Annotated in this window: 13 protein-coding genes; 8 read left to right on the forward strand and 5 right to left on the reverse strand. The window is 64.0% G+C overall.

Translation table 11 applies throughout. The annotated features are described in order from the left end of the window. The first annotated feature begins 17 nt into the window (after positions 1–17). From BUB23_RS20385 to BUB23_RS20405, 5 genes are read left to right on the forward strand one after another with little or no spacing between them, the layout of a single operon-like run. Positions 18–3221 (forward strand): efflux RND transporter permease subunit, encoded by a 3204-nt coding sequence (locus BUB23_RS20385; RefSeq protein ID WP_073107007.1) that lies wholly within the window; start codon positions 18–20, stop codon positions 3219–3221. Next, complete coding sequence (locus BUB23_RS20390) at positions 3218–4735, forward strand: efflux transporter outer membrane subunit (RefSeq protein ID WP_073107012.1); 1518 nt, start codon at positions 3218–3220, stop codon at positions 4733–4735. The genes BUB23_RS20385 and BUB23_RS20390 overlap by 4 nt, the downstream gene beginning before the upstream one ends. 56 nt (positions 4736–4791) lie before the next feature. Then, the gene (pdxJ, locus tag BUB23_RS20395; protein ID WP_073107017.1) at positions 4792–5523 is read left to right on the forward strand and encodes a pyridoxine 5'-phosphate synthase; all 732 of its coding nucleotides are present in this window, start codon (positions 4792–4794) and stop codon (positions 5521–5523) included. Between the two features lie 12 nt (positions 5524–5535). Beyond that, on the forward strand, positions 5536–6111 hold the full coding sequence (locus BUB23_RS20400; RefSeq protein ID WP_073107022.1) for a nitroreductase family protein: 576 nt from the start codon (positions 5536–5538) through the stop codon (positions 6109–6111). 22 nt (positions 6112–6133) lie between these two features. Further along, positions 6134–7570: a dihydrolipoyl dehydrogenase gene (locus BUB23_RS20405; protein ID WP_073107027.1), complete on the forward strand. Its 1437-nt coding sequence runs from the start codon at positions 6134–6136 to the stop codon at positions 7568–7570. Positions 7571–7603: 33 nt separating this feature from the next. Here BUB23_RS20405 and BUB23_RS20410 read toward each other — a convergent pair whose 3' ends face one another. From BUB23_RS20410 to BUB23_RS20430, 5 genes are all read right to left on the reverse strand, one after another. Next, the gene (locus BUB23_RS20410) at positions 7604–8152 is read right to left on the reverse strand and encodes an SCO family protein (protein WP_073107111.1); all 549 of its coding nucleotides are present in this window, start codon (positions 8150–8152) and stop codon (positions 7604–7606) included. A 94-nt stretch (positions 8153–8246) separates the two neighbouring features. Next, a complete protein-coding gene (locus BUB23_RS20415) occupies positions 8247–10319 on the reverse strand; it encodes a M3 family metallopeptidase (protein WP_073107031.1) in 2073 nt (690 codons plus the stop codon). Between the two features lie 8 nt (positions 10320–10327). Next, on the reverse strand, positions 10328–11197 hold the full coding sequence (gene folD, locus BUB23_RS20420) for a bifunctional methylenetetrahydrofolate dehydrogenase/methenyltetrahydrofolate cyclohydrolase FolD (protein ID WP_073107035.1): 870 nt from the start codon (positions 11195–11197) through the stop codon (positions 10328–10330). After that, a complete protein-coding gene (locus BUB23_RS20425) occupies positions 11194–11820 on the reverse strand; it encodes a response regulator transcription factor (protein WP_073107039.1) in 627 nt (208 codons plus the stop codon). Before BUB23_RS20425 ends, folD begins: the two co-directional genes overlap by 4 nt. Continuing rightward, positions 11817–13574, reverse strand: a complete 1758-nt coding sequence (locus BUB23_RS20430; protein WP_073107042.1) for a PAS domain-containing sensor histidine kinase — start codon at positions 13572–13574, stop codon at positions 11817–11819. Before BUB23_RS20430 ends, BUB23_RS20425 begins: the two co-directional genes overlap by 4 nt. 258 nt (positions 13575–13832) lie before the next feature. Here BUB23_RS20430 and aceE point away from each other — a divergent pair, with 258 nt between their 5' ends. From aceE to lpdA, 3 genes are read left to right on the forward strand one after another with little or no spacing between them, the layout of a single operon-like run. Beyond that, entirely contained in the window at positions 13833–16541 is a 2709-nt protein-coding gene (aceE, locus tag BUB23_RS20435) for a pyruvate dehydrogenase (acetyl-transferring), homodimeric type (RefSeq protein WP_073107044.1), read from the forward strand. A 14-nt stretch (positions 16542–16555) separates the two neighbouring features. After that, positions 16556–18337 (forward strand): dihydrolipoyllysine-residue acetyltransferase, encoded by a 1782-nt coding sequence (gene aceF / locus BUB23_RS20440; protein WP_073107047.1) that lies wholly within the window; start codon positions 16556–16558, stop codon positions 18335–18337. Between the two features lie 8 nt (positions 18338–18345). Beyond that, entirely contained in the window at positions 18346–20244 is a 1899-nt protein-coding gene (gene lpdA, locus BUB23_RS20445; RefSeq protein WP_073107050.1) for a dihydrolipoyl dehydrogenase, read from the forward strand. The last annotated feature ends 539 nt before the right edge of the window (positions 20245–20783 follow it).

The following is a 20783-nucleotide window of genomic DNA, read 5'->3' on the forward strand; positions in this document are numbered from 1 at the left end:
TTTTAGAGTGAGCACGCATGTCGCAGTTTTTTATTGAAAGGCCGATTTTTGCCTGGGTGATTGCTCTGGCAATCACCTTGGCGGGTCTGCTAGCCATTCCGAATATGCCGGTTTCGCAGTATCCGGAGGTCGCTCCGCCGGCCATCAGCATACGCGCGACCTATCCGGGCGCTTCGGCGCAGGAGGTGGCCAATTCCGTCTCCAGCATCATAGAAAACGAACTCAATGGCGCCACGGGCCTGCTGTATTACGAGTCGGTCAGCGATTCCTATGGCGGGTCGCAAATTACCGCGACCTTCGCCCCGGGCACCGATCCCGCCCTGGCCCAGGTCGATGTCCAGAACCGGATTGCCAATATTACGGCCAAGCTGCCGGCCGCCGTCACCCAGCAGGGTCTCAAAGTCAGGCAAAGCAACGCCAGCTTCCTGCTGGTGGTGGCCTTGTCCTCGACCGACGGCTCCTTGAGCCAGGTCGCCCTGGCCGACTACATCACGCGCAATATACAGAACCCGATCTCGCGCGTTCCAGGCGTGGGAACCTTCCAGTTGTTCGCGGCGCCGCGCGCCATGCGCATCTGGATAGACCCCGACAAGCTGACCGGCTACAAGCTGAGCATGGCGGAAGTCAATGCCGCCGTGGCCAGGCAGAATGTCCTGGTTTCCGCGGGCATCATCGGTTCGCCGCCCAATCCCGGCGAGCAGCGCGTGACCGCCCCCATCGTGGTGAACGGCCAATTGTCCTCGGTCGGCCAATTCGAAGACATCGTCCTGCGTTCCAATGTGGATGGCTCCAGCGTCCGGGTGCGCGACGTGGGGCGGGTCGAGGTCGGCGCCGACAACTATCAGTTCGGGGCGCGCCTGAACGGCAAGCCCACCGCCGCCTTCGCCATTTCCCTGGCCACCAACGCCAATGCGCTGTCCACGGCCGAAGGGATCAAGGCCCGCATGGACGAGCTCGCCGAGTTCTTCCCGGGCAACATCACCTACTCCATTCCCTACGACACCACGCCATATGTGCAGATCTCGATCGAGCAGGTGCTGCACACGCTGCTGGAAGCCATGGTGCTGGTGTTCATCGTGATGTTCGTCTTCCTGCAGAACGTGCGCTATACGCTGATTCCCGCCCTGGTGGTGCCCATCGCGATACTCGGCGCTTTCGCGGTCATGCTTGCGGCGGGCTTTTCCATCAACGTCCTGACCATGTTCGCGATGGTGCTGGCCATCGGCATCCTGGTCGACGACGCTATCGTGGTGGTGGAGAACGTCGAGCGCATCATGGTGGAGGAGGGGCTGTCGCCCAAGGAGGCCACCAAGAAGGCCATGCCGCAGATCAGCAGCGCGGTCATCGGGATGACGCTGGTGCTGGCCACGGTATTCCTGCCGCTGGCCTTCATGAGCGGTTCGGTGGGCGTGATCTACCGCCAGTTCTCGATCGCCATGGCCGTGTCCATCCTGTTTTCCGGCTTCCTGGCGCTGACTTTCACCCCCGCCCTTTGCTCCACGATACTCAAGCCCGTGCCCAAGGGCCATCACGAGCAGAAAAAAGGGTTTTTCGGCTGGTTCAACCGTTCCTTCGAGCGCGTCACCAGTCGTTATGAAGGCTGGGTCGGGCGCAGCCTGAAGCGCGGCGGCCGCATGATGATCATTTTCCTGCTGTTGCTGCTGGTGCTGGGATGGCTCTATGCGCGGCTGCCGACATCCTTCCTGCCGCAGGAAGACCAGGGCTATATCGTCGTCAACATGGAGCTGCCGGCGGGTTCCACCGGCAACCGCACCCTGGAGATCATCAAGGAGGTCGAGGACTATTTCGACAAGCAGCCCGAAAAGCAGAACATCGTCGCCATCCAGGGCTTCAGCTTCAACGGCAACGGCTTGAATTCGGCCCTGGCCTTCGTGCCGCTCAAGGATTTCGCGCAGCGCAAAGGGAAGGAGCATTCCGCGCAAGCCGTGGCGAACAGGGCAACCCAGCACCTGATGTTCGGCCTGCCCGATGCCATGGTCTTCGCCATCGTGCCGCCCGCCATTTCCTCGCTGGGCAACGCGTCGGGCTTCGACCTGCGCCTGCAGGACCGCGGCGGCCAGGGGCACGATGCGCTGATGGCGGCCACGCAGCAGCTGCTGCAGATGGCCATGCAGAACCCCATGCTGGCCAACACCCGCGTCACCGGCCTGGGGCCGGGCCCGCAGCTGAGCCTGACCATAGATCGCGCCAAGGCCGCGGCCCTCGGCGTGGATTTCGGCGAAGTCGCCACACTGATTTCCACCTCGTTGGGGTCTTCCTATGTCGGGCAGTTTCCCAATATGGGCTGGATCCAGAATGTCTGGGTGCAGGCCGAGCAGGCGCATCGCATGAACACCGACGACATCATGAAGCTCAATGCGCGCAACGGCCAGGGGGAAATGGTGCCGTTGTCGTCATTCGTCAAGGTCGACTGGACGCAGGGGCCGGTTCAGGTCGTGCGCTATAACAGCTATGAATCCATACGCCTGGGCGGCGACGCGGCGCCGGGCTACTCCAGCGGCCAGGCCATGGAGGCCATGGAAAGCATGATCGCCAAGCTGCCGCAAGGCTTCGGCTATGAGTGGACCGGCCTGTCCTACCAGGAAAGGCAGGCGGGCAGCCAATCGCTCATCCTGATGGGCCTGGCCATGCTGGTGGTCTTCATGCTGCTTTGCGCGCTGTACGAAAGCTGGGCCATCCCCCTGTCCGTCATGCTGATGGTGCCGCTGGGGATGCTGGGCGCGGTCGGCTTGATTTCCTTGCTGGGCATGTCCAACGATGTGTACTTCCAGGTGGGGATGATCACCGTGATCGGGCTGGCGGCCAAGAACGCCATCCTGATCGTGGAGTTCGCCAAAGACACCTATGCGCAGGGCGGCAACATCATCGACGCGACGGTCGAAGGCGCGCGCCTGCGCTTCCGGCCGATACTGATGACCTCGTTCGCCTTCATCCTGGGCGTCGTGCCGCTGGCCATCGCCACCGGCGCGGGAGCGGCCAGCCAGAACGCGGTGGGCCTGGGCGTGCTGGGCGGCATGCTGGCCGCCACGCCGCTGGCCATGATCTTCGTTCCTACCTTCTTTGTGGTGGTGTTAACCTTGTTCAAGACCAAGCCCAAGCTGCTGGGCGCCAGCGCGCACATGGCGCCGCTGACTTCAGTTCACCATGGGGCCGATACCGACCCCGCGGATCATCCTTCCAAAGATGGGGGGCAGGCATGAGCCAGGATGTTTTTAAACGGGCGGCCTTCCCGGCGCTGATCATGCTGGCCCTGGCCGGATGCTCGCTGGCGCCCAAGTACGAGCGCCCTGCGGCGCCCGTGCCGGGGCAGTATCCCGACCAGGCCGCGGTCAAGAACAGCGGCCCGGGCAGCGCCCAGGCGGTGGCGCCCAATGCCGGCTACAGTTCCGATCTGGGCTGGAGCGAGTTTTTCCGCGACCCCCAGCTCAAGGCGCTGATCGGCCTGTCCCTGGCCAATAACCGCGACATGCGCATCGCCGTGCAACGCGTACAGGAGGCCAGGGCGCAGTTCGGCATCGTCGAAAGCGACCGCCTGCCCACCCTGGGCATAGGCGGCAACGCCCAGGTGACGCACAATCCGGAAAACCTGCGCATGAACGGCGCCGACAGCGTCACCCGCTATTACCAGGCGGGCGTGGGCATGACTGCGTTCGAGCTGGATTTTTTCGGGCGCGTCAAGAACCTGAGCGAAGCCGCTTATCAGCAATACCTGGCTACGGCGCAGGCGACCCGCACGGTGCATATCAACCTGGTGGCTCAGGTGGCCGAGGCCTACTTCCGGCTGCGCACCGCGCAGCAGCTCGACACCCTGATGCAGAAAACCCTGGAGTCGCGCCAGAACACCTATGCGCTGGTCAAGGCGCGCTATGACGCGGGGGTGGCTTCCGCGCTGGACCTGAGCCAGGCCAAGACCCAGCTGGACACGGTGCGGGCCGACCGGGCCGGCATCAAGCGGTCCCAGGCCCAGGCCTTGAATGCCTTGCAATTATTGCTGGGCGTGGAGATTCCCGCCGGCCTGCCGCCCGCGGCGGTGTTCGGGCGCGACCAGGTGCTGGCGGCCATTCCCGTCGGCCTGCCCTCGGACTTGCTGGAGCGGCGCCCCGATATCATGGGCGCCGAGAACGCGCTGCTGGCCGCCAACGCGAATATCGGCGCGGCCCGCGCCGCCTTCTTCCCGAATATCTCGATTACCGGCCTGCTGGGCTTCGCCAGCCCGCAATTGGGCGGTTTGTTCGGTTCCGGCCAGCACTACTGGCAGTTCGCCCCGCAATTGCAGATGCCCATCTTTTCCGGCGGCGTGAGCGGCAACCTGGATCTGGCCGAGGCGCGCAACCACATCGCGGTGGCGCAATACGAAAAAACCATCCAGACCGCATTCCGCGAAGTCGCCGACGCCCTGGCCGGCGAGGCCACCTACGACAGCCAGCTGGAAGCCTTGCGCGCGCTGGAAGCTTCCGCCTCCGAGACCCTGAAACTGGCCACCTTGCGCTATGAGACCGGGATCGACAGCTTCCTGCAGGTGCAGAACGCCGAGGTCGATTTGTACACGACGCAGCAGACCTTCTTCCAGATAGGCATGGAGTCGCTGATGAACCGGGTGGAACTCTACAAGGCCCTGGGCGGCGGCTGGCTGGAGGCCTCCGCGGCGGCGCCGCTGGCGCAAGCCGGCAGCGAGGCCGGCACCGCCGCCGACACGGGGACAAGGGCTCGATAAAAGGCGATAATGGTTGTCAGCGTATTTTTGACCGGAATTGACGGGGTGCGGGTGAAATGATTGAACTAGGCGTAAATATCGACCATGTAGCCACTTTGCGCCAGCAGCGATTCACTTCCTACCCCGATCCGGTCGTCGCCGCGGTGCGCGCCGAGGACGCGGGCGCCGACGCGATCACCCTGCACCTGCGCGAGGATCGCCGCCATATACAGGATGCCGATGTGGCGGCCATACGCCCGCTGTTGCGCACGCGCATGAATCTGGAATGCGCCATTACCCCCGAGATGCTGGACATCGCCTGCCGCATCCAGCCGCAGGATGTCTGCCTGGTCCCCGAAAAGCGCAGCGAGCTCACGACCGAGGGCGGCCTGGATGTCGCCGGCCAGTTCGACCTGGTGCGGCGCGCCGTGGCGCAATTGCAGGACGCCGGCATCCGGGTTTCGCTTTTCATTGATCCGGAAGCGGTCCAGATCGAAGCGGCCCTGCAGGCGGGCGCTCCCGTGATCGAGCTGCATACAGGCGCCTATGCCGAAGCCGGCGACCCCGCCGCCATCGATTTCGAGCTGATACGCATAAGGGCGGGGATCGCCCTGGCCGCGGGCAAGGGCCTGCGCGTGAACGCGGGCCACGGCCTGCATTACGACAATGTTCAAACCATCGCGGCCATGCCGGGCATAGACGAGCTCAATATAGGCCATGCCATCGTGGCGCGCGCCATATTCGATGGCTGGGAAAAGGCCATACGCGATATGAAGGCGCTCATGCATACAGCCAGGGCGGCTTCCTGAAAAGGATAAAAGATGACAGTTGCACCGGTAGACTATTTGTTGACACGCCGCTCCAGCAAGTTTGTGCAGGCGCCCGGTCCCGATGAATCGCAGTTGGCGCAGATCCTGCAGGCGGCCATGTCCGCGCCGGACCACGGCCGCCTGCAGCCATGGCGCTTTGCGCTGATCCGCGGGCAGGGCATTGCCCGGCTCGCCGATCTGGCCATATCCGGCATCAAGGCGGCCGGCCTGCCGCTCGCTCCCGAAAAAGAGGCCAATACGCGGCGCTGGCTGGACCGCGTCCCCCTGCTGATCGCCATTGCCTGCAAGCTGGACCACGCCAACACCAAGATTCCCGAGCAGGAGCGCATGCTGGCGGTGGGCGCCGCGGTGATGAATATGCTCAACGCCGCGCATATGCTGGGCTACGGGGCTTTCTGGAGCACCGGGCTGGGGTCGTATGTGGACGAGGTGACCGAGGCCCTGGGCTTCGACGCGCTGGACTACCGCTTCATGGGGTATCTGGCCATAGGCACGCCAGTACAAGCGCCGGGCCCGGCCCAGCGGCCCGATTTCCACCAATTCGTTACTGAATGGACCGGAGCCTGATCCAGTCCGGAGGGCTAGGCATATGAAGCAACTGAAAACCGACGTGGCCATCATAGGCGCGGGCACGGCCGGCTTGTCGGCCTATCGCGCCGTGAAGGCATCGGGCGCGAACGCCATACTGATAGAAGGAGGGCCGTACGGCACGACTTGCGCGCGCGTGGGCTGCATGCCCTCCAAGCTTCTGATCGCGGCGGCCGATATGGCCCACGCGGCGGCGTCGGCGGCGCCTTTCGGCATCCATGTCGATGGGCGGATCCGCATCGACGGTGTCCAGGTCATGGAACGCGTCAAGCGCGAGCGCGACCGCTTTGTTGGTTTCGTGCTGGAAAGCGTCGACGGCATCGCCGGCAGCGACAAGGTGCGCGGCTATGCCCGTTATGTCTCCGATACCGTGTTGCGCGTCGACGACCATACCGAAATCCAGGCGGCCCGCAGCGTCATCGCCACCGGCTCGTCGCCGGTAGTGGAAGCGAGCTACCGGGCGCTGGGCGACCGGGTCATCGTCAACGACGATGTATTCGCATGGGATGACCTGCCGGGCAGCGTGATGGTCGCCGGCGCCGGCGTCATCGGGCTGGAGCTGGGCCAGGCGCTGGCCAGGCTGGGCGTCAGGGTGCGCCAGATAAACCGCAGCGCCAGCCTGGGCGGCTTGAGCGATCCCGCCGTGCGCGCCAGCGCCCTGGCGGCGTTCCAGGCCGAGCTCGACCTGCATCTGGAAACCAGGATCATCGATGCGCGGCGGGTGGGTGATCAGGTCGAGATACGCTACCAAACGATAGGCCAGCAGGAAATCGTCGAGCGCTTCGACTATCTGCTGGTGGCTGCAGGGCGGCGCCCCAATATCGATATGCTCGATCTGCAGAATACTTCGGCGGTGCTCGACGGCAAAGGCATGCCTGAATACGACCCCGCCACCCTGCAGCTGGGCCGCGCGCCCATTTTCATCGCGGGCGATGTCAACGGCGTGTTGCCTGTGCTGCACGAAGCGGCCGACGACGGCCGCATCGCCGGGCAGAATGCGGCGCTTTATCCTGAAGTCGCGCCGGGCAAGCGGCGCGCCCCCATGGCTGTCGTCTTTTCCGATCCGCAACTGGCGCAGGCCGGCTTGCGTTTCAAGGACCTGCCGCATCGGGTGGCGATAGGCGAAGTCGATTTCGCCGACCAGGGCCGCTCGCGGGTGATGCTCAAGAACCATGGCAAACTGCGCGTCTACGCCAGCCAGGACGATGGCCGCTTGCTGGGAGCCGAAATGGCGGGGCCCGGCATGGAGCACATCGCGCATCTGCTGGCGTGGGCGGTGCAGCAGAAGCTGACTATCGGCGCCATGCTGGAGATGCCGTTCTATCATCCCGTCGTCGAAGAAGGCCTGCGCACGGCCTTGCGCCACGCGGCCGAGGAATTGGCGGCGGCCAGGCTGGCCTCCGTGCTGGATGCGGAAAAAATCGTCAACAGCGCGTAGCGCCGGAATGGCCGCCGTTCTTCAGGCGGCCGTTCAGCCTGCGGGCAGTAGCGACTTCACGCCCTGCGTCAGGGCGTCGACCGATTCGGTGTCCGCCGCCAGCAGGCGCGCGCGGCCTTCGGCGTCAAACATGTACACGCCGCGGCTGTGGGCGACTTCGTAGTCGTTCTTGTCGCCGCTTCTGGGTTTTTCGATCTGATATGCCACGCGATAGCGGCGCGCCACATCGGCCACCTGTTTTTCCGTGCCGGTCAGGCCTATGGCGTTCTTGTCAAAGGCGTCGACATAGGACTGCAGGATTTCCGGCGTGTCGCGATGGGGATCCACGCTGACGAACAGGATGCGCACCTTGCTGGCCTGCGGGCCCAGGTTCAGCATGACTTGCGAAAGCTGGGCCATGGTCGTGGGGCAGATATCCGGGCAGCTGGCATAGCCGAAGAACAGCAGGACGGCCTTGCCCTTGAACGTGTCCTGGGTGACGGTTTTGCCGCCGGCGGCTTGCAGCGTGAAGCGCAGGTCGGGCAGAAAGCCGCGGACATTGTGTATGGGGCCATCGGCCTGGGCAAGCGCCGAACACGCCATGGCGCAGCTGCACGCCAGGGCCAGCACGTAGCGGAACAAAACACGCATATCTAGAAAAACCTTGGGATATCAAGCCACGCGGCTTGTCCGGGCATTATAGGCCGGATTCCGTCATGCCACTATGGCGCAGCAGGGCATCGATGGATGGCGCCCGCCCGCGAAAGGCGTGGAAGGATTCCGCCGCGGGGCGCGATCCGCCGACGGCCAGGATTTCTTTCAGGAAACGCTGGCCGGTCGCCGCATTGAGGGTTTCGGGCAGGCCGCCCTGGCCCATGGCGGCGCTTTCCTCGAAAGCCGCGTAGGCGTCCGCGGAAAGCACTTCGGCCCATTTGTAGCTGTAATAGCCTGCGCCATAGCCGCCCGCGAACAAGTGCGAAAAATTATGCGGGAAGCGGTGCCATGCCGGCGGGAAGAGCACGGCCACTTCCTCGCGCACCTGGTCCAGCACCTCGAGCACGGCCTGGATGGACATGCCTTGAGCCTGATGGTGGATGCTCATGTCGAACAGCGAGAACTCGACCTGCCGCAGCATCTGCATGCCGCTCTGGAAATTGCGCGCCGCCAGCAGCTTGTCGTAAAGCTCGCGGGGCAGCGGCAGCCCCGTATCGACGTGGGCGGACAGCCCTTGCACCACGGACCATTCCCAGCAGAAGTTTTCCATGAATTGCGAGGGCAGTTCGATGGCATCCCATTCCACGCTGGCAAAGGCCGCGGCGCCCGGCTCGTCGACTTGCGACAGCAGGGCATGCAGGGCATGGCCGCTTTCATGGAAGAGGGTGATGACGTCGTCGTGCGTCAGCAAAGCCGCTTTGCCGTTCTGCGCCTGCGAAAAATTGCAGGTCAGATAGACGACCGGCGTCTGGATGGCGCCCGCCACCTTGCGCCGATTGCGCTCGCTGTCGACCCATGCGCCGCTCTGCTTGCCCTGGCGCGCGTACAGATCGATATACAGGGTGCCCAGCAGCGCGCCGTCGGCGGCGCGCGCCTCAAAGGCTTGCGCATCGTCGTGCCAGGTGGGGGCGTCCGACGCGCGCAGGCTTACGTTGAACAGCTTATCGATGACCTGGAACAGGCCCGCGAGAACCTGCGGCTCGGTGAAGTACTGCTTGATCTCTTCCTCGGAATAGGCATAGCGCTCCTCGCGCAGCCGCTCGGACACAAAGGCGATATCCCAGGGTTCGAGTTCCGCCAGGCCCAGCTGTTCGCGCGCGAACGCGCGCAATTCGGCCAGGTCCCGGGTGGCGTAGGGCTTGGCCTTGCGGGCCAGCTCGCGCAGGAAATCCAGCACCTGCGCGGCGCTGTCGGCCATGCGGGTTTCCAGGCGCAGATCGGCGAAACTGCCGTAGCCCAGCAGCGCGGCTTCCTGGGCCCGCAGCGCAAGCAGCTTTTCGATGAGCGGCGAATTGTCCAGCGCCGGGTCGCCCTGTTCGGAGGCGACGGTCGCATAGGCGCGGTAGAGTTCCTGGCGCAGGCTGCGGTCCTGCGCATATTGCATGACGGGAAGATAGCAGGGCATCTTGAGCACCAGCTTCCAGCCTTCGAGCTGGTCTTCGATGGCGGCGGACCGGGCCGCCTGCACGGTATCGGCCGGCAGGCCGGCGAGCCGGCCGGCATCCGTAATGTGCAGGGACCACTGGTCCACGCTGTCGAGGACGTTCTCGGAAAATTTCTGCGATGCCTGGGCCTGCTGGTCGGAGATTTCCGCGTAGCGGGCGCGCTCTTCGCCCGCCAGTTCCACGCCGCTCAGACGAAAGTCGCGCAGCGCCAGGTCGATGACGCGCTGGCGCACGGGCGCCAGCTGCGCGAAGCCGGGCGATGCCTTGAGGCGCTTGTACTGCGCGTACAGGCCGGTATGCAGCCCGACCCAGGTCGAGAATTCGGTCACCAGCGGCAGGCACTGGTTGTAGGTGGCGCGCAGTTCCGGCGTATTGACGACGGCATTCAGGTGGCCGGCCACCGACCATGCGCGCCAGAGCTTCTCGGAAGCGTCTTCCAGCGGCTCGATGATAGCGTCCCAGGTGGCCGCCAGCTCCGGATCGGCCGCGCGCTCCACCGCCTGGCGGGTCTCGCCTATGAGCAGGGCGATGGCCGGCTGTATGTGTTCGGGCTTGACGCTCGCGTAGTCGATCAAAGAGGAAACAGGGGCCAGCAGGGGATTTTCAGTCATTGTTTGGTTCAGTGGGCGGATACAAGGTGTGTGGCGCCGCGCTCGGCGGCTTCCAGGGTGTTGACCAGCAGCATGGCGATAGTCATGGGGCCCACGCCGCCGGGCACGGGCGTTATGGCCCCCGCCACCGCTTTGGCCGACTCGAATTCGACATCGCCGACCAGCTTGCCGTCGGGTCCGCGGTTGATGCCGACGTCGATGACGACGGCGCCGGGCTTGATCATGTCGCCCTTGACCATCCCGGGCTTGCCCGTGGCCACCACCAGCACATCGGCGCGGCGCGTCTGGGCGCCCAGGTCGCGGGTCTTGGAGTTGCACAGGGTGACGGTGGCGCCGGCGGCCAGCAGCAGCATGGCCATGGGCTTGCCCACGATATTGCTGGCGCCCACGACCACGGCTTCGGCGCCGCGCAGGGCGACGTTCTCGGACTCCAGCATTTTCATGATGCCATAGGGCGTGCAGGGGCGAAACAGCGGCTGGCCGGTCATGAGCAGGCCGGCGTTGCTGATGTGGAAGCCGTCCACGTCCTTGCTCGCCGCGATGGCTTCGATGACCTTGGCGGCGTCCATGTGTTTGGGCAGGGGCAGTTGCACCAGGATGCCGTGCACCGCGTCGTCTTCATTGAGCTGGCGCACGACATCGAGCAGGTGCTGTTCGCTGATATCGGCAGCCAGGCGCAGCACGCGGGAATGCAGGCCGGCCTTTTCGCAGGCGGCCGCCTTGTTGCGCACGTACACTTGGGACGCGGGATCTTCCCCGACCAGGACGACCGCCAGGCCCGGCACCACGCCGCGATCCTTGAGGGCCAGGACGCGCTGGGCCACTTCGGCCTTGACGGTATCCGCAAGCGCTTTGCCATCGATGAGACGAGCCGTCATGCCGCGCCCTCGGCTTTGGTCAGCGCGATCTTCATGAGATCGGCCACGGTGGTGACTTCGAGTTTTTCCATGATGTTGGCGCGATGCGCCTCGACGGTCTTGATGCTGATGTTCAGGTCGCCGGCGATCTGCTTGTTCAGGCGGCCCGCCACGATGCGTTCCAGCACCTGCTGTTCGCGCGCCGTCAGGCGGCTCAGGACGGCCTGGTGGTTCTTCTGGGCCTGCGCCTGGCTTACCCGCTGGCTGGCCTGGTCCAGCATGCGCGCGACGATGGTGCGCAAATCGGTTTCGTTGAAGGGCTTTTCCAGGAAATCGACCGCGCCTTTTTTCATGGTGGAAACCGCCATGGGCACGTCGCCATGGCCGGTGATGAATACGATGGGCAGGGGCGCCTGGCGGGCGATGAGCTCCTCCTGCAGTTCCAGGCCGCTCATGCCCGGCATGCGGACATCGGCGATCAGCACGCCCACCTGCTCGGGCTCATAGGCGTTGAGGAATTCTTCTGCACCACTAAAGCTCCTGACACGGTAGCCATTGGCTTCGAGCAGCCAACGCAGGGAATCGCGTACCGCCTCGTCGTCGTCGACGATGAAAATAGTGCTAGGTGCTTGAGGTGTAGTCATGCATGCAACTCCTGGGTGTCTTCTGTTGTGCTTGGCGCTTGTGGCGGTGCGCAGGGCAGAGTGAAACGGAAAATGGTGCCGCCGTCCGGATTGGCGCTGGCCCAGAGACGGCCATGATGCGATTCGATAATAGTACGGCAGATGTTCAGCCCCATGCCCAGGCCCTCGGACTTGGTGCTGTAAAACGGTTCGAAAAGGCGTTCCGGATCGCGCAGCCCGTAGCCGCGGTCGATGACGGCGATCTCGACCAGCGGGTGCTGGTCGGTCACGACAACGTGAAGAACGCGGCATTCGCTGCTTTCCATGGCTTCGACGCCGTTCTTGAGCAGGTTCAATAATACCTGTTCAATGAGTATGGGGTCGGCCATGACCTCCGGCAAGGGGTCGGGCAAATGCTGCTCGATATCGACCTGGCGCTTGCGCGCGTCGATTTCGGCGAAGCCTATGGCATTGTCGAGTATGCGGCTTACCGGCACCCGTTGCCGGCGCGGTTCGCTGCGCTTGACGAATTCGCGTATGCGGCTGATGATCTTGCCGGCCCGCTCCGCCTGCTGTGCGGCCTTTTCCAGCGCCTCCAGCAGCCGCTCGGGCTGGACGTTGCCCGACTTGAGCATGGCCACGGCGCCCATGCTGTAGTTGCTGATCGCGGTCAGGGGCTGGTTCAGTTCGTGGGCCAGCGACGAGGCCATTTCGCCCATGGTCGTCAGGCGGCTGGTGAGCTGGATTTTTTCCTGCTGCACGCGCGAGTCTTCTTCATGGTTGCGCCGCTCGGTGATGTCGCGCGCCACCTGCAGGCGGACCCTGCGCCCGTCGGTCCAGGCCAGGATGCGGTGATGCACTTCGAACCAGCGCTGCGCGGATACGGAAAAGATCTCGACGGTTTCATCGGTAAAGCGGCCCAGGCGGCCTCCCAGCAATTCGCCGTGGCCGTTGGACTGGGCGCCGAAGAAACGCCGGTAAGTGCGGTTGGCGAACAGCAGTTCCAGCCCGTCGGAGGTATCGGCCACCACCGAAATGGCGTCGTCCAGCCCTTCGAGCACCGTCATGAAGCGCTCGTGGGCCGCGGTGAGCGCCTCGCGTATGCGCTTGGGCTCGGTGATGTCCGTCATCGACGTCATCCAGCCTATCTGTTCGCCGTTGGGATCGCGCAAGGGCGACACGTACATGCGCGCGGTGAAGCGCGACCCGTCGCGCCGCTGCGCCTCGACTTCCAGGCCGCTGCTGGGGGTGCGGCCCGACAACAGCAGGTCCAGGGTTTCCTGGTGCTGGGCGTGGCGGCCCGGCAGCCAGTAGGGGAAGGGTGTGGTGCGGCCGATCAGGTCGGCTTCGTTCCAGCCTATCATGCGGCAGAAGGCCGGATTCACGTAGGCGATGCGTCCGTGCATGTCGAAGACCCGCATGCCGGTGGACATGGAGTTTTCCATGGCCCGGCGAAACCCGGTTTCGGCGATCAGCGCCGCCTCGGCGGTGGTGCGAAAGCGCGTATAGCGCCACAATGCCAGCAGGCTGAGCACGATCACGCAGGACAGCGCGACCACCACCATGATCAGGCGCTGCTGGCGGGTTTCCTGGTCTATGGTGACGAACATGACGCTGTCATTGTGCAGGCGCTGCAGCCAGATGAAGGCGCCCATCACGCACAGGTACAGGATCAGGACGATGACCGGCGTGAGCCAATAGAACCCCCGCCGGGCGCGATTGGCCTGGTCGTAGAACGTGGTCGGGATGAGGGATTTCTTGGAAGGGCTCGCCATGGCTCTTTATTGGTGGCACAGAGATGCAATACGCATTTTAAACCGTAACTGTCAGGTTAATTTTTCACATTATAAAAAGTCATATCATAAAATGAAATATTGCTTGAACATATTGGCGGTCTTTCCTAGAATTGAGCCCATTGCAGCGTAGCGCTGTTTGCTTGCACGTGTCCGAAATGACCGGCTATCGGGTATAACGGGGACAACGGTCAAATGTTGTCAGTGTTCGGATTCCATAATTTAAACAGGAGACACCTGATGTCCTCTCTTGATCAAACCAACGCCGCTGCGGATGTCGCCGACGACGCCGCCCTCGAAACCCAGGAATGGCTCGAAGCCCTGGAAGCCGTCCTGGACCGCGAGGGGCCCGAACGCGCCCATTATCTGCTCGAGCGCCTGGTCGATCTGGCGCGCCGTTCCGGCGCGCACATCCCGTTCTCGCCCAACACCGCCTACGTCAATACCATACCACCCGGCCTGGAGCCCCCGCATCCCGGCAACCTGGTGCTGGAAGAGCGCATCCGCTCCTATGTGCGCTGGAACGCCATGGCCATGGTGGTCCGGGCCAACAGCCATAATCCGCCCGACGGCGGCGACCTGGGCGGCCATATAGCCTCGTTCGCATCGCTTGCCACCATGATAGGCTGCGGCCAGAATCACTTCTGGCATGCCGAGACCGAAGATCATGGCGGCGACCTGGTCTACTTCCAGGGCCATTCCTCGCCCGGCATCTACGGCCGCGCCTACCTGGAAGGCCGCCTGACCGAAGACCAGTTGAACAATTTCCGCCAGGAAGTCGATGGCAAGGGGCTGCCATCCTATCCGCACCCCAAGCTCATGCCCGATTTCTGGCAGTTCCCCACCGTTTCCATGGGCCTGGGCCCGCTGATGGCCATCTACCAGGCGCGCTTCCTCAAATACCTGCATGCCCGCGGCATTGCCGATACCAGCAAGCGCAAGGTCTGGGTATTCTGCGGCGACGGCGAAATGGACGAACCCGAATCGCTGGGCGCCATCAGCCTGGCTTCGCGCGAAAAGCTGGACAACCTCATCTTTGTCATCAACTGCAATCTGCAGCGCCTGGACGGCCCGGTGCGCGGCAACGGCAAGATCATCCAGGAACTCGAAGGCGATTTCCGCGGCAGCGGCTGGAACGTCATCAAGCTGATTTGGGGCGGCTACTGGGATCCTCTGCTGGCGCGCGACAAAGAAGGCATTTTGCGTCGGGTCATGGAAGAATCCGTCGACGGCGAATACCAGGCCTACAAGGCCAATGACGGCAAGTTCGTGCGCGAGCATTTCTTTGGCAAGCATCCCAAACTGCTGGAAATGGTCAGCCGCATGAGCGACGACGACGTCTGGCGCCTGAACCGCGGCGGCCATGACCCCTATAAGGTATACGCAGCCTTCTCGGCGGCCGCCGAGCATACGGGCCAGCCTACCGTCATATTGGCGAAAACCATCAAAGGCTACGGCATGGGCCATGTCGGCCAGGCCAAGAACCCGACCCACCAGCAGAAGAAGCTGGACATGTCGGCGGTGCGCGAATTCCGCGACCGCTTCAATATTCCGGTGCCCGACGACAAACTCGAGGACCTGCCTTATTTCAAGCCGGCCGACGATTCGCCCGAAATGAAATACCTGCATGAACGCCGCCAGGCGCTGGGCGGCTATCTGCCGCATCGCCGCGCCAAGGCCGACGAGCAACTTCGCGCCCCGGCGCTGGAAGCCTTCAAGGCGGTGCTCGAACCCACGGCCGAAGGCCGCGAGATATCCACCACCCAGGCTTTCGTGCGCATCCTCAACCAGATCCTGCGCGACAAGGAACTCAGCCCGCGCGTCGTGCCCATCCTGGCCGACGAATCGCGCACTTTCGGCATGGAAGGGCTGTTCCGCCAGATCGGCATTTATGCGCCCGAAGGGCAGAAATACACGCCGGTCGATAAAGACCAGGTCATGTATTACCGCGAGACCGAAAACGGCCAGCTGCTGCAGGAAGGCATCAACGAGGCCGGCGCCTTCAGCTCCTGGATGGCGGCCGCGACCTCGTACTCGACCAACAACCGGATCATGATCCCGTTCTTCATTTATTACTCGATGTTCGGGTTCCAGCGCATCGGCGACCTGGCCTGGGCGGCGGGCGATATGCAGGCGCGCGGCTTCCTGCTCGGCGGCACGGCGGGACGCACCACGCTCAATGGCGAAGGCCTGCAGCATGAGGACGGCCACAGCCATATCATGTCGTCCGTGATACCCAATTGCGTTTCCTACGACCCCGCCTTCGGGCACGAGCTGGCCGTCATCATCCAGGACGGTTTGCGGCGCATGGTCGAAAACCAGGAAAACGTCTATTACTACATCACGGTCATGAACGAGAACTACCCGCAGCCCGGGCTGACCCCGGGCGACGAGCAGGGCATCATACGCGGCATGTACAAGTTCAAGTCGGCTGGCGACAGCAAGCTGCGCGTGCAGCTCATGGGCTCGGGCACTATCTTGCGCGAAGTCCTGGCCGCCCAGGACTTGCTGGAAAAAGACTGGGGCGTGGGCTCCGACCTCTGGAGCGTGACCAGCTTCACCGAGCTGCGCCGCGACGGCCTGGATTGCGAACGCCATAACCTCCTGCACCCGGAGGACGCGAAGCCGCGCGTATCGTATGTCAGCCAGCAATTGCAGAACACCGTGGGCCCCATCGTGGTTTCCACCGACTACATGAAGGCCTATGGCGACCAGATCCGTCCTTACATCCCCAAGGGCCGGGACTTCCATGTGCTGGGCACCGACGGTTTCGGGCGCTCCGATTTCCGCTACAAGCTGCGCGAACACTTCGAGATAGACAGGCATTTTGTTGTCCTGGCGGCGCTGCGCGGCCTGGCCGACGAGGGCCGATTGCCGATGGCGAAGGTGGCTGAAGCCATCAAGAAATATGGCATCAATCCCAATAAAGCCAATCCGCATCACGCCTGAGGGAGGACGACAAAATGAGCAATAGCACCGAAATCAAGGTTCCGGATATCGGCGACGTCAGCGAAGTCGACGTCATCGAAATACTGGTCGCCGAAGGCGACACCATAACCAAGGAACAAAGCCTGATTACCGTGGAGTCCGACAAGGCCTCCATGGAGATCCCGGCTTCCGAGGCCGGCGTGGTCAAGTCCATCAAGGTCAAGGTAGGCGACAAGGTCAAAGAAGGTACGGTGATTCTTGAAGTCGAAGCGGCGCCATCCGCCGCTGCGGCCGGAAAGGACGAGGGCGCGGGCAAGCAGGCCGCTCCGGCCTCCAGCCAGGCTGCCGCCGCGGCGCAGGAAGCGCCGGCGTCCGAACAGAAGGCGCCTGAACAAAAGGCCGCCGCCGCTCCCCAGGCCAAGGCCAGCGCGCCCGCCGCGCCGGGCCCGCAGGGCTCGGTCACCGTCGTCGTGCCGGATATCGGCGACACGACCGATGTGGAAGTCATCGAGATCATGGTCGCCGTGGGCGACACGGTCGCGGTCGACCAGGGCCTCATCACCGTCGAGTCCGACAAGGCTTCCATGGAAGTGCCCTCGTCGCACGCCGGCGTGGTGACGGCCATCAAGGTAAAGCTGGGCGACAAGGTGAACCAGGGCTCGGACATCTTGGAGTTGCGCGTCGAGGCCGGCGCGCCCGCCAAAGATGCGGCGCCCGCCAAAGACGCCGCGCCGGCGCCGCAGGCCGGCAAGGAAGAGGCCAGTCAGCCGGCCCAGCCCGCCGCCAGCCTGGCGGCGGACGCCCAGGCCGGGCAGGGCGGCGGGGGCGATCTGGCTTCCGTCCCGCCGGAACGCCAGTCGCCCACGGCGGCCTTCGCCGACGCCGATGTGCCCTTGCGCAATCTGCCGCATGCCTCGCCCTCGGTGCGCAAGTTCGCCCGCGAGCTGGGCGTCAACCTGGCGCAGGTCAAAGGTTCGGGCGACAAGAACCGGATCACCGCGGACGATGTGCGCGGGTTTGTGAAGCAGGCCCTGGCCGCCGGCGCCGGCGCGGCCCCGATGGCCGCGGCGGGCGGCGAGGGCGGCTTCAGCGTCCTGCCCTGGCCCAAGGTGGACTTCGCCAAGTTCGGCGCCATCGAAGCCAAGCCGCTGTCGCGCATCAAGAAGATCTCTGGCGCCAACCTGCACCGCAACTGGGTGATGATTCCGCATGTCACCAATAATGACCTGGCCGACATCACCGGGCTCGAGGACCTGCGCCAGGCGCTCAACCAGGAAAACCAGAAGTCGGGCGTCAAAGTCACCATGCTGGCCTTCCTGATCAAGGCCGTGGTGGCGGCCCTCAAGAAGTTTCCCGAATTCAACGCCTCCATCGACGGCGATAACCTGATCCTGAAGCAGTACTATCACATCGGCTTCGCCGCCGATACCCCCAACGGCTTGATGGTGCCGGTGATACGCGACGCCGACAAGAAAGGAATACTGGAACTCGCCACCGAAACCTCGGAACTGGCCAAGCTGGCGCGCGATGGCAAATTGTCGCCCGCGCAGATGCAGGGCGGCTGCTTCTCGATCTCGTCGCTGGGCGGCATAGGCGGAACATCATTCACCCCCATCATCAATGCGCCCGAAGTGGCGATACTCGGCGTCTCGCGCTCTTCGCACCAGCCGGTATGGGACGGCAAACAATTCGAGCCCCGGCTCATGCTGCCCTTGTCGCTGTCTTATGACCACAGGGTGATCGACGGGGCCGCCGCTGCGCGCTTCAATGCCTACCTGGGCGGCCTGCTGGCCGACTTCCGCCGCATTGCGCTATAGGAGCCGATATGAGCACAATTGAATTGAAAGTGCCCGATATCGGCGACGTCGCCGAAGTCGCGGTCATCGAGGTCCTGGTTGCGGTCGGCGACACCATCCAGAAAGAGCAGAGCCTGATCACCGTGGAATCCGACAAGGCTTCCATGGAAATTCCGGCGGACCAGGGCGGCGTCGTCAAGGCGCTGCTGGTCAAGGTCGGCGACAAGGTCACCGAGGGTTCGGCGATTGCGCAGATCGAAGCGGCGCAAGAGGATGCCGCCTCGGGCGGCAAGCCCGCGCAGCCCAAAGCCGGGGCTTCCGCGCAGGCAGCGGGCAGCGCCAAGGCCGACGAGCCCAGGGCGCAATCGGAGGCCGGCGGCGAGTCCAAGCCTGTCCAGCCGCCGGCCCAGGCGCCAAGCGCCAGGACAGCGACTACTCAAGCGCCGGCCGGGCAGGGCGCCGGCGCGCAAGCCGCCGTCCAGGCGCCGGCCGCCGCCAGTTTTTCCGGCTCCGCCGATGCGCAATATGACGTGCTGGTGCTGGGCGCCGGCCCCGGCGGGTATTCGGCGGCCTTCCGCGCCGCCGACCTCGGCCTGAAAGTGGTGCTGGTGGAACGCTACGCCACGCTGGGCGGCGTATGCCTGAATGTGGGCTGCATACCTTCCAAGGCCTTGCTGCATACCGCGGCGGTGCTGGAAGAGGCCCAGTCGCTGGCATCGCACGGCATTAGCTTCGGCGAGCCCAGGATCGACCTGGACGCCGTGCGCGCCTACAAGGACGGCGTAGTGGCCAAGCTGACCGGCGGCCTCGCCGGCATGGCGCGCGCCCGCAAAGTCACCGTGGTGACCGGCATCGGCCAGTTCGTCGACCCGCATCATCTGTCGGTGCAGGATGCGCAAGGCAAAAAGCAGACCATCAAGTTCGCTTCGGCCATCATTGCCGCCGGCAGCCAGTCGGTCAAGCTGCCCTTCCTGCCGGACGACAGCCGCGTGGTGGATTCGACCGGCGCCCTGTTGCTGTCGAGCATTCCAAAAAAGATGCTGATCGTGGGCGGGGGCATTATCGGGCTGGAAATGGGTACGGTCTATTCGGCCCTGGGTTCACGCCTGGACGTGGTCGAAATGCAAAGCGGCTTGATGCAGGGCGCTGACCGGGACCTGGTCAAGGTTTGGGAAAAAATGAATGCCAAGCGCTTTGACCATGTGATGCTAGATACCAAGACGGTGGGCGCGGACGCCCGCGGCGATGGCATCTGGGTGACTTTCGAAGGCAAGAACGCGCCCAAGGAAGCGCAGCGCTACGATCTGGTCCTGCAGGCCGTGGGGCGTGTTCCCAATGGCAGCAAGATAGGCGCGGACAAGGCCGGGGTGGCGGTGGGCGAGCGCGGCTTTATCCAGGTGGACAAGCAGATGCGGACCAATGTGCCGCATATTTACGCGATCGGCGATATCATCGGCCAGCCCATGCTGGCGCACAAGGCGGTGCACGAGGGGCATGTGGCGGCTGAAGTGATTGCCGGGCAGAAGAGCTTTTTCGATGCGCGGGTGATTCCGTCGGTGGCCTATACGGATCCGGAAGTGGCCTGGGTCGGGCTGACGGAAGACGAGGCCAGGAAGGAAGGCATCGCGGTGGAGAAGGGCCTGTTCCCTTGGGCCGCATCGGGCCGCGCCATCGCCAATGGCCGCGACGAAGGTTTCACCAAGCTGCTGTTCGACGCCGAGAGTCACCGCATTCTGGGCGGCGCCATCGTGGGGCCGCATGCGGGGGATCTCATCAGCGAGGTGGTTCTTGCCATCGAGATGGGCGCGGATGCGGTGGATATCGGCAAGACGATACATCCTCATCCTACTTTGGGCGAATCGATAGGAATGGCGGCTGAAGTAGCCGAAGGCAGCTGCACGGACCTTCCACCGCCGCGGCGCAAGTAGGGTCTGCAGTGGTTCCGTCAGACGTATGCCGGGTTCTGACGCTTCGCGGCGTCTCCTGACGAGCGCCAAGTCCTTACTTGTCGTGATTTCTTTAGACGCGTGCTTGGTCTTGGCGTTTCGTCCTTGTTCTTCTGACGCGTGATTTGTTCTTGAGACGTATGGCTCGTTCTTGAGACGTGTGGTTCGTTTTTAAGGCGTGTGGTTTGTTCTTAAGACGTGTGCCGGTTCCTGGTGGCCTTGTTCTGCGACGCGTTGCCGGTCCAGCGCCTGCGCGCTGGACACCGCCCCGCCTAGCTCGTCCGCCCCGTCCGGGGCTACCTTCGCGACCGGCTGGCTCGGCCCCGGACGTCGCGCCACAAGGCCCCCAGGACCCGACCCACTGCGTAGCGTTGGTTTGTCAGGCCGCTGGGATGGGTAGGGTGCTTGGCATTTTTCTGTGGTGGCGGTTGCTGGCCGAAGACTTTGCAGGGCCGCCAAAAAGTCGATCCCCGCCGGATCGCCTTTTTGGCATACGGGCTGGTGGGTTGAGAGGCTGCTGG

Source organism: Pollutimonas bauzanensis (assembly GCF_900129885.1).
GTDB lineage: Bacteria > Pseudomonadota > Gammaproteobacteria > Burkholderiales > Burkholderiaceae_B > Pollutimonas > Pollutimonas bauzanensis.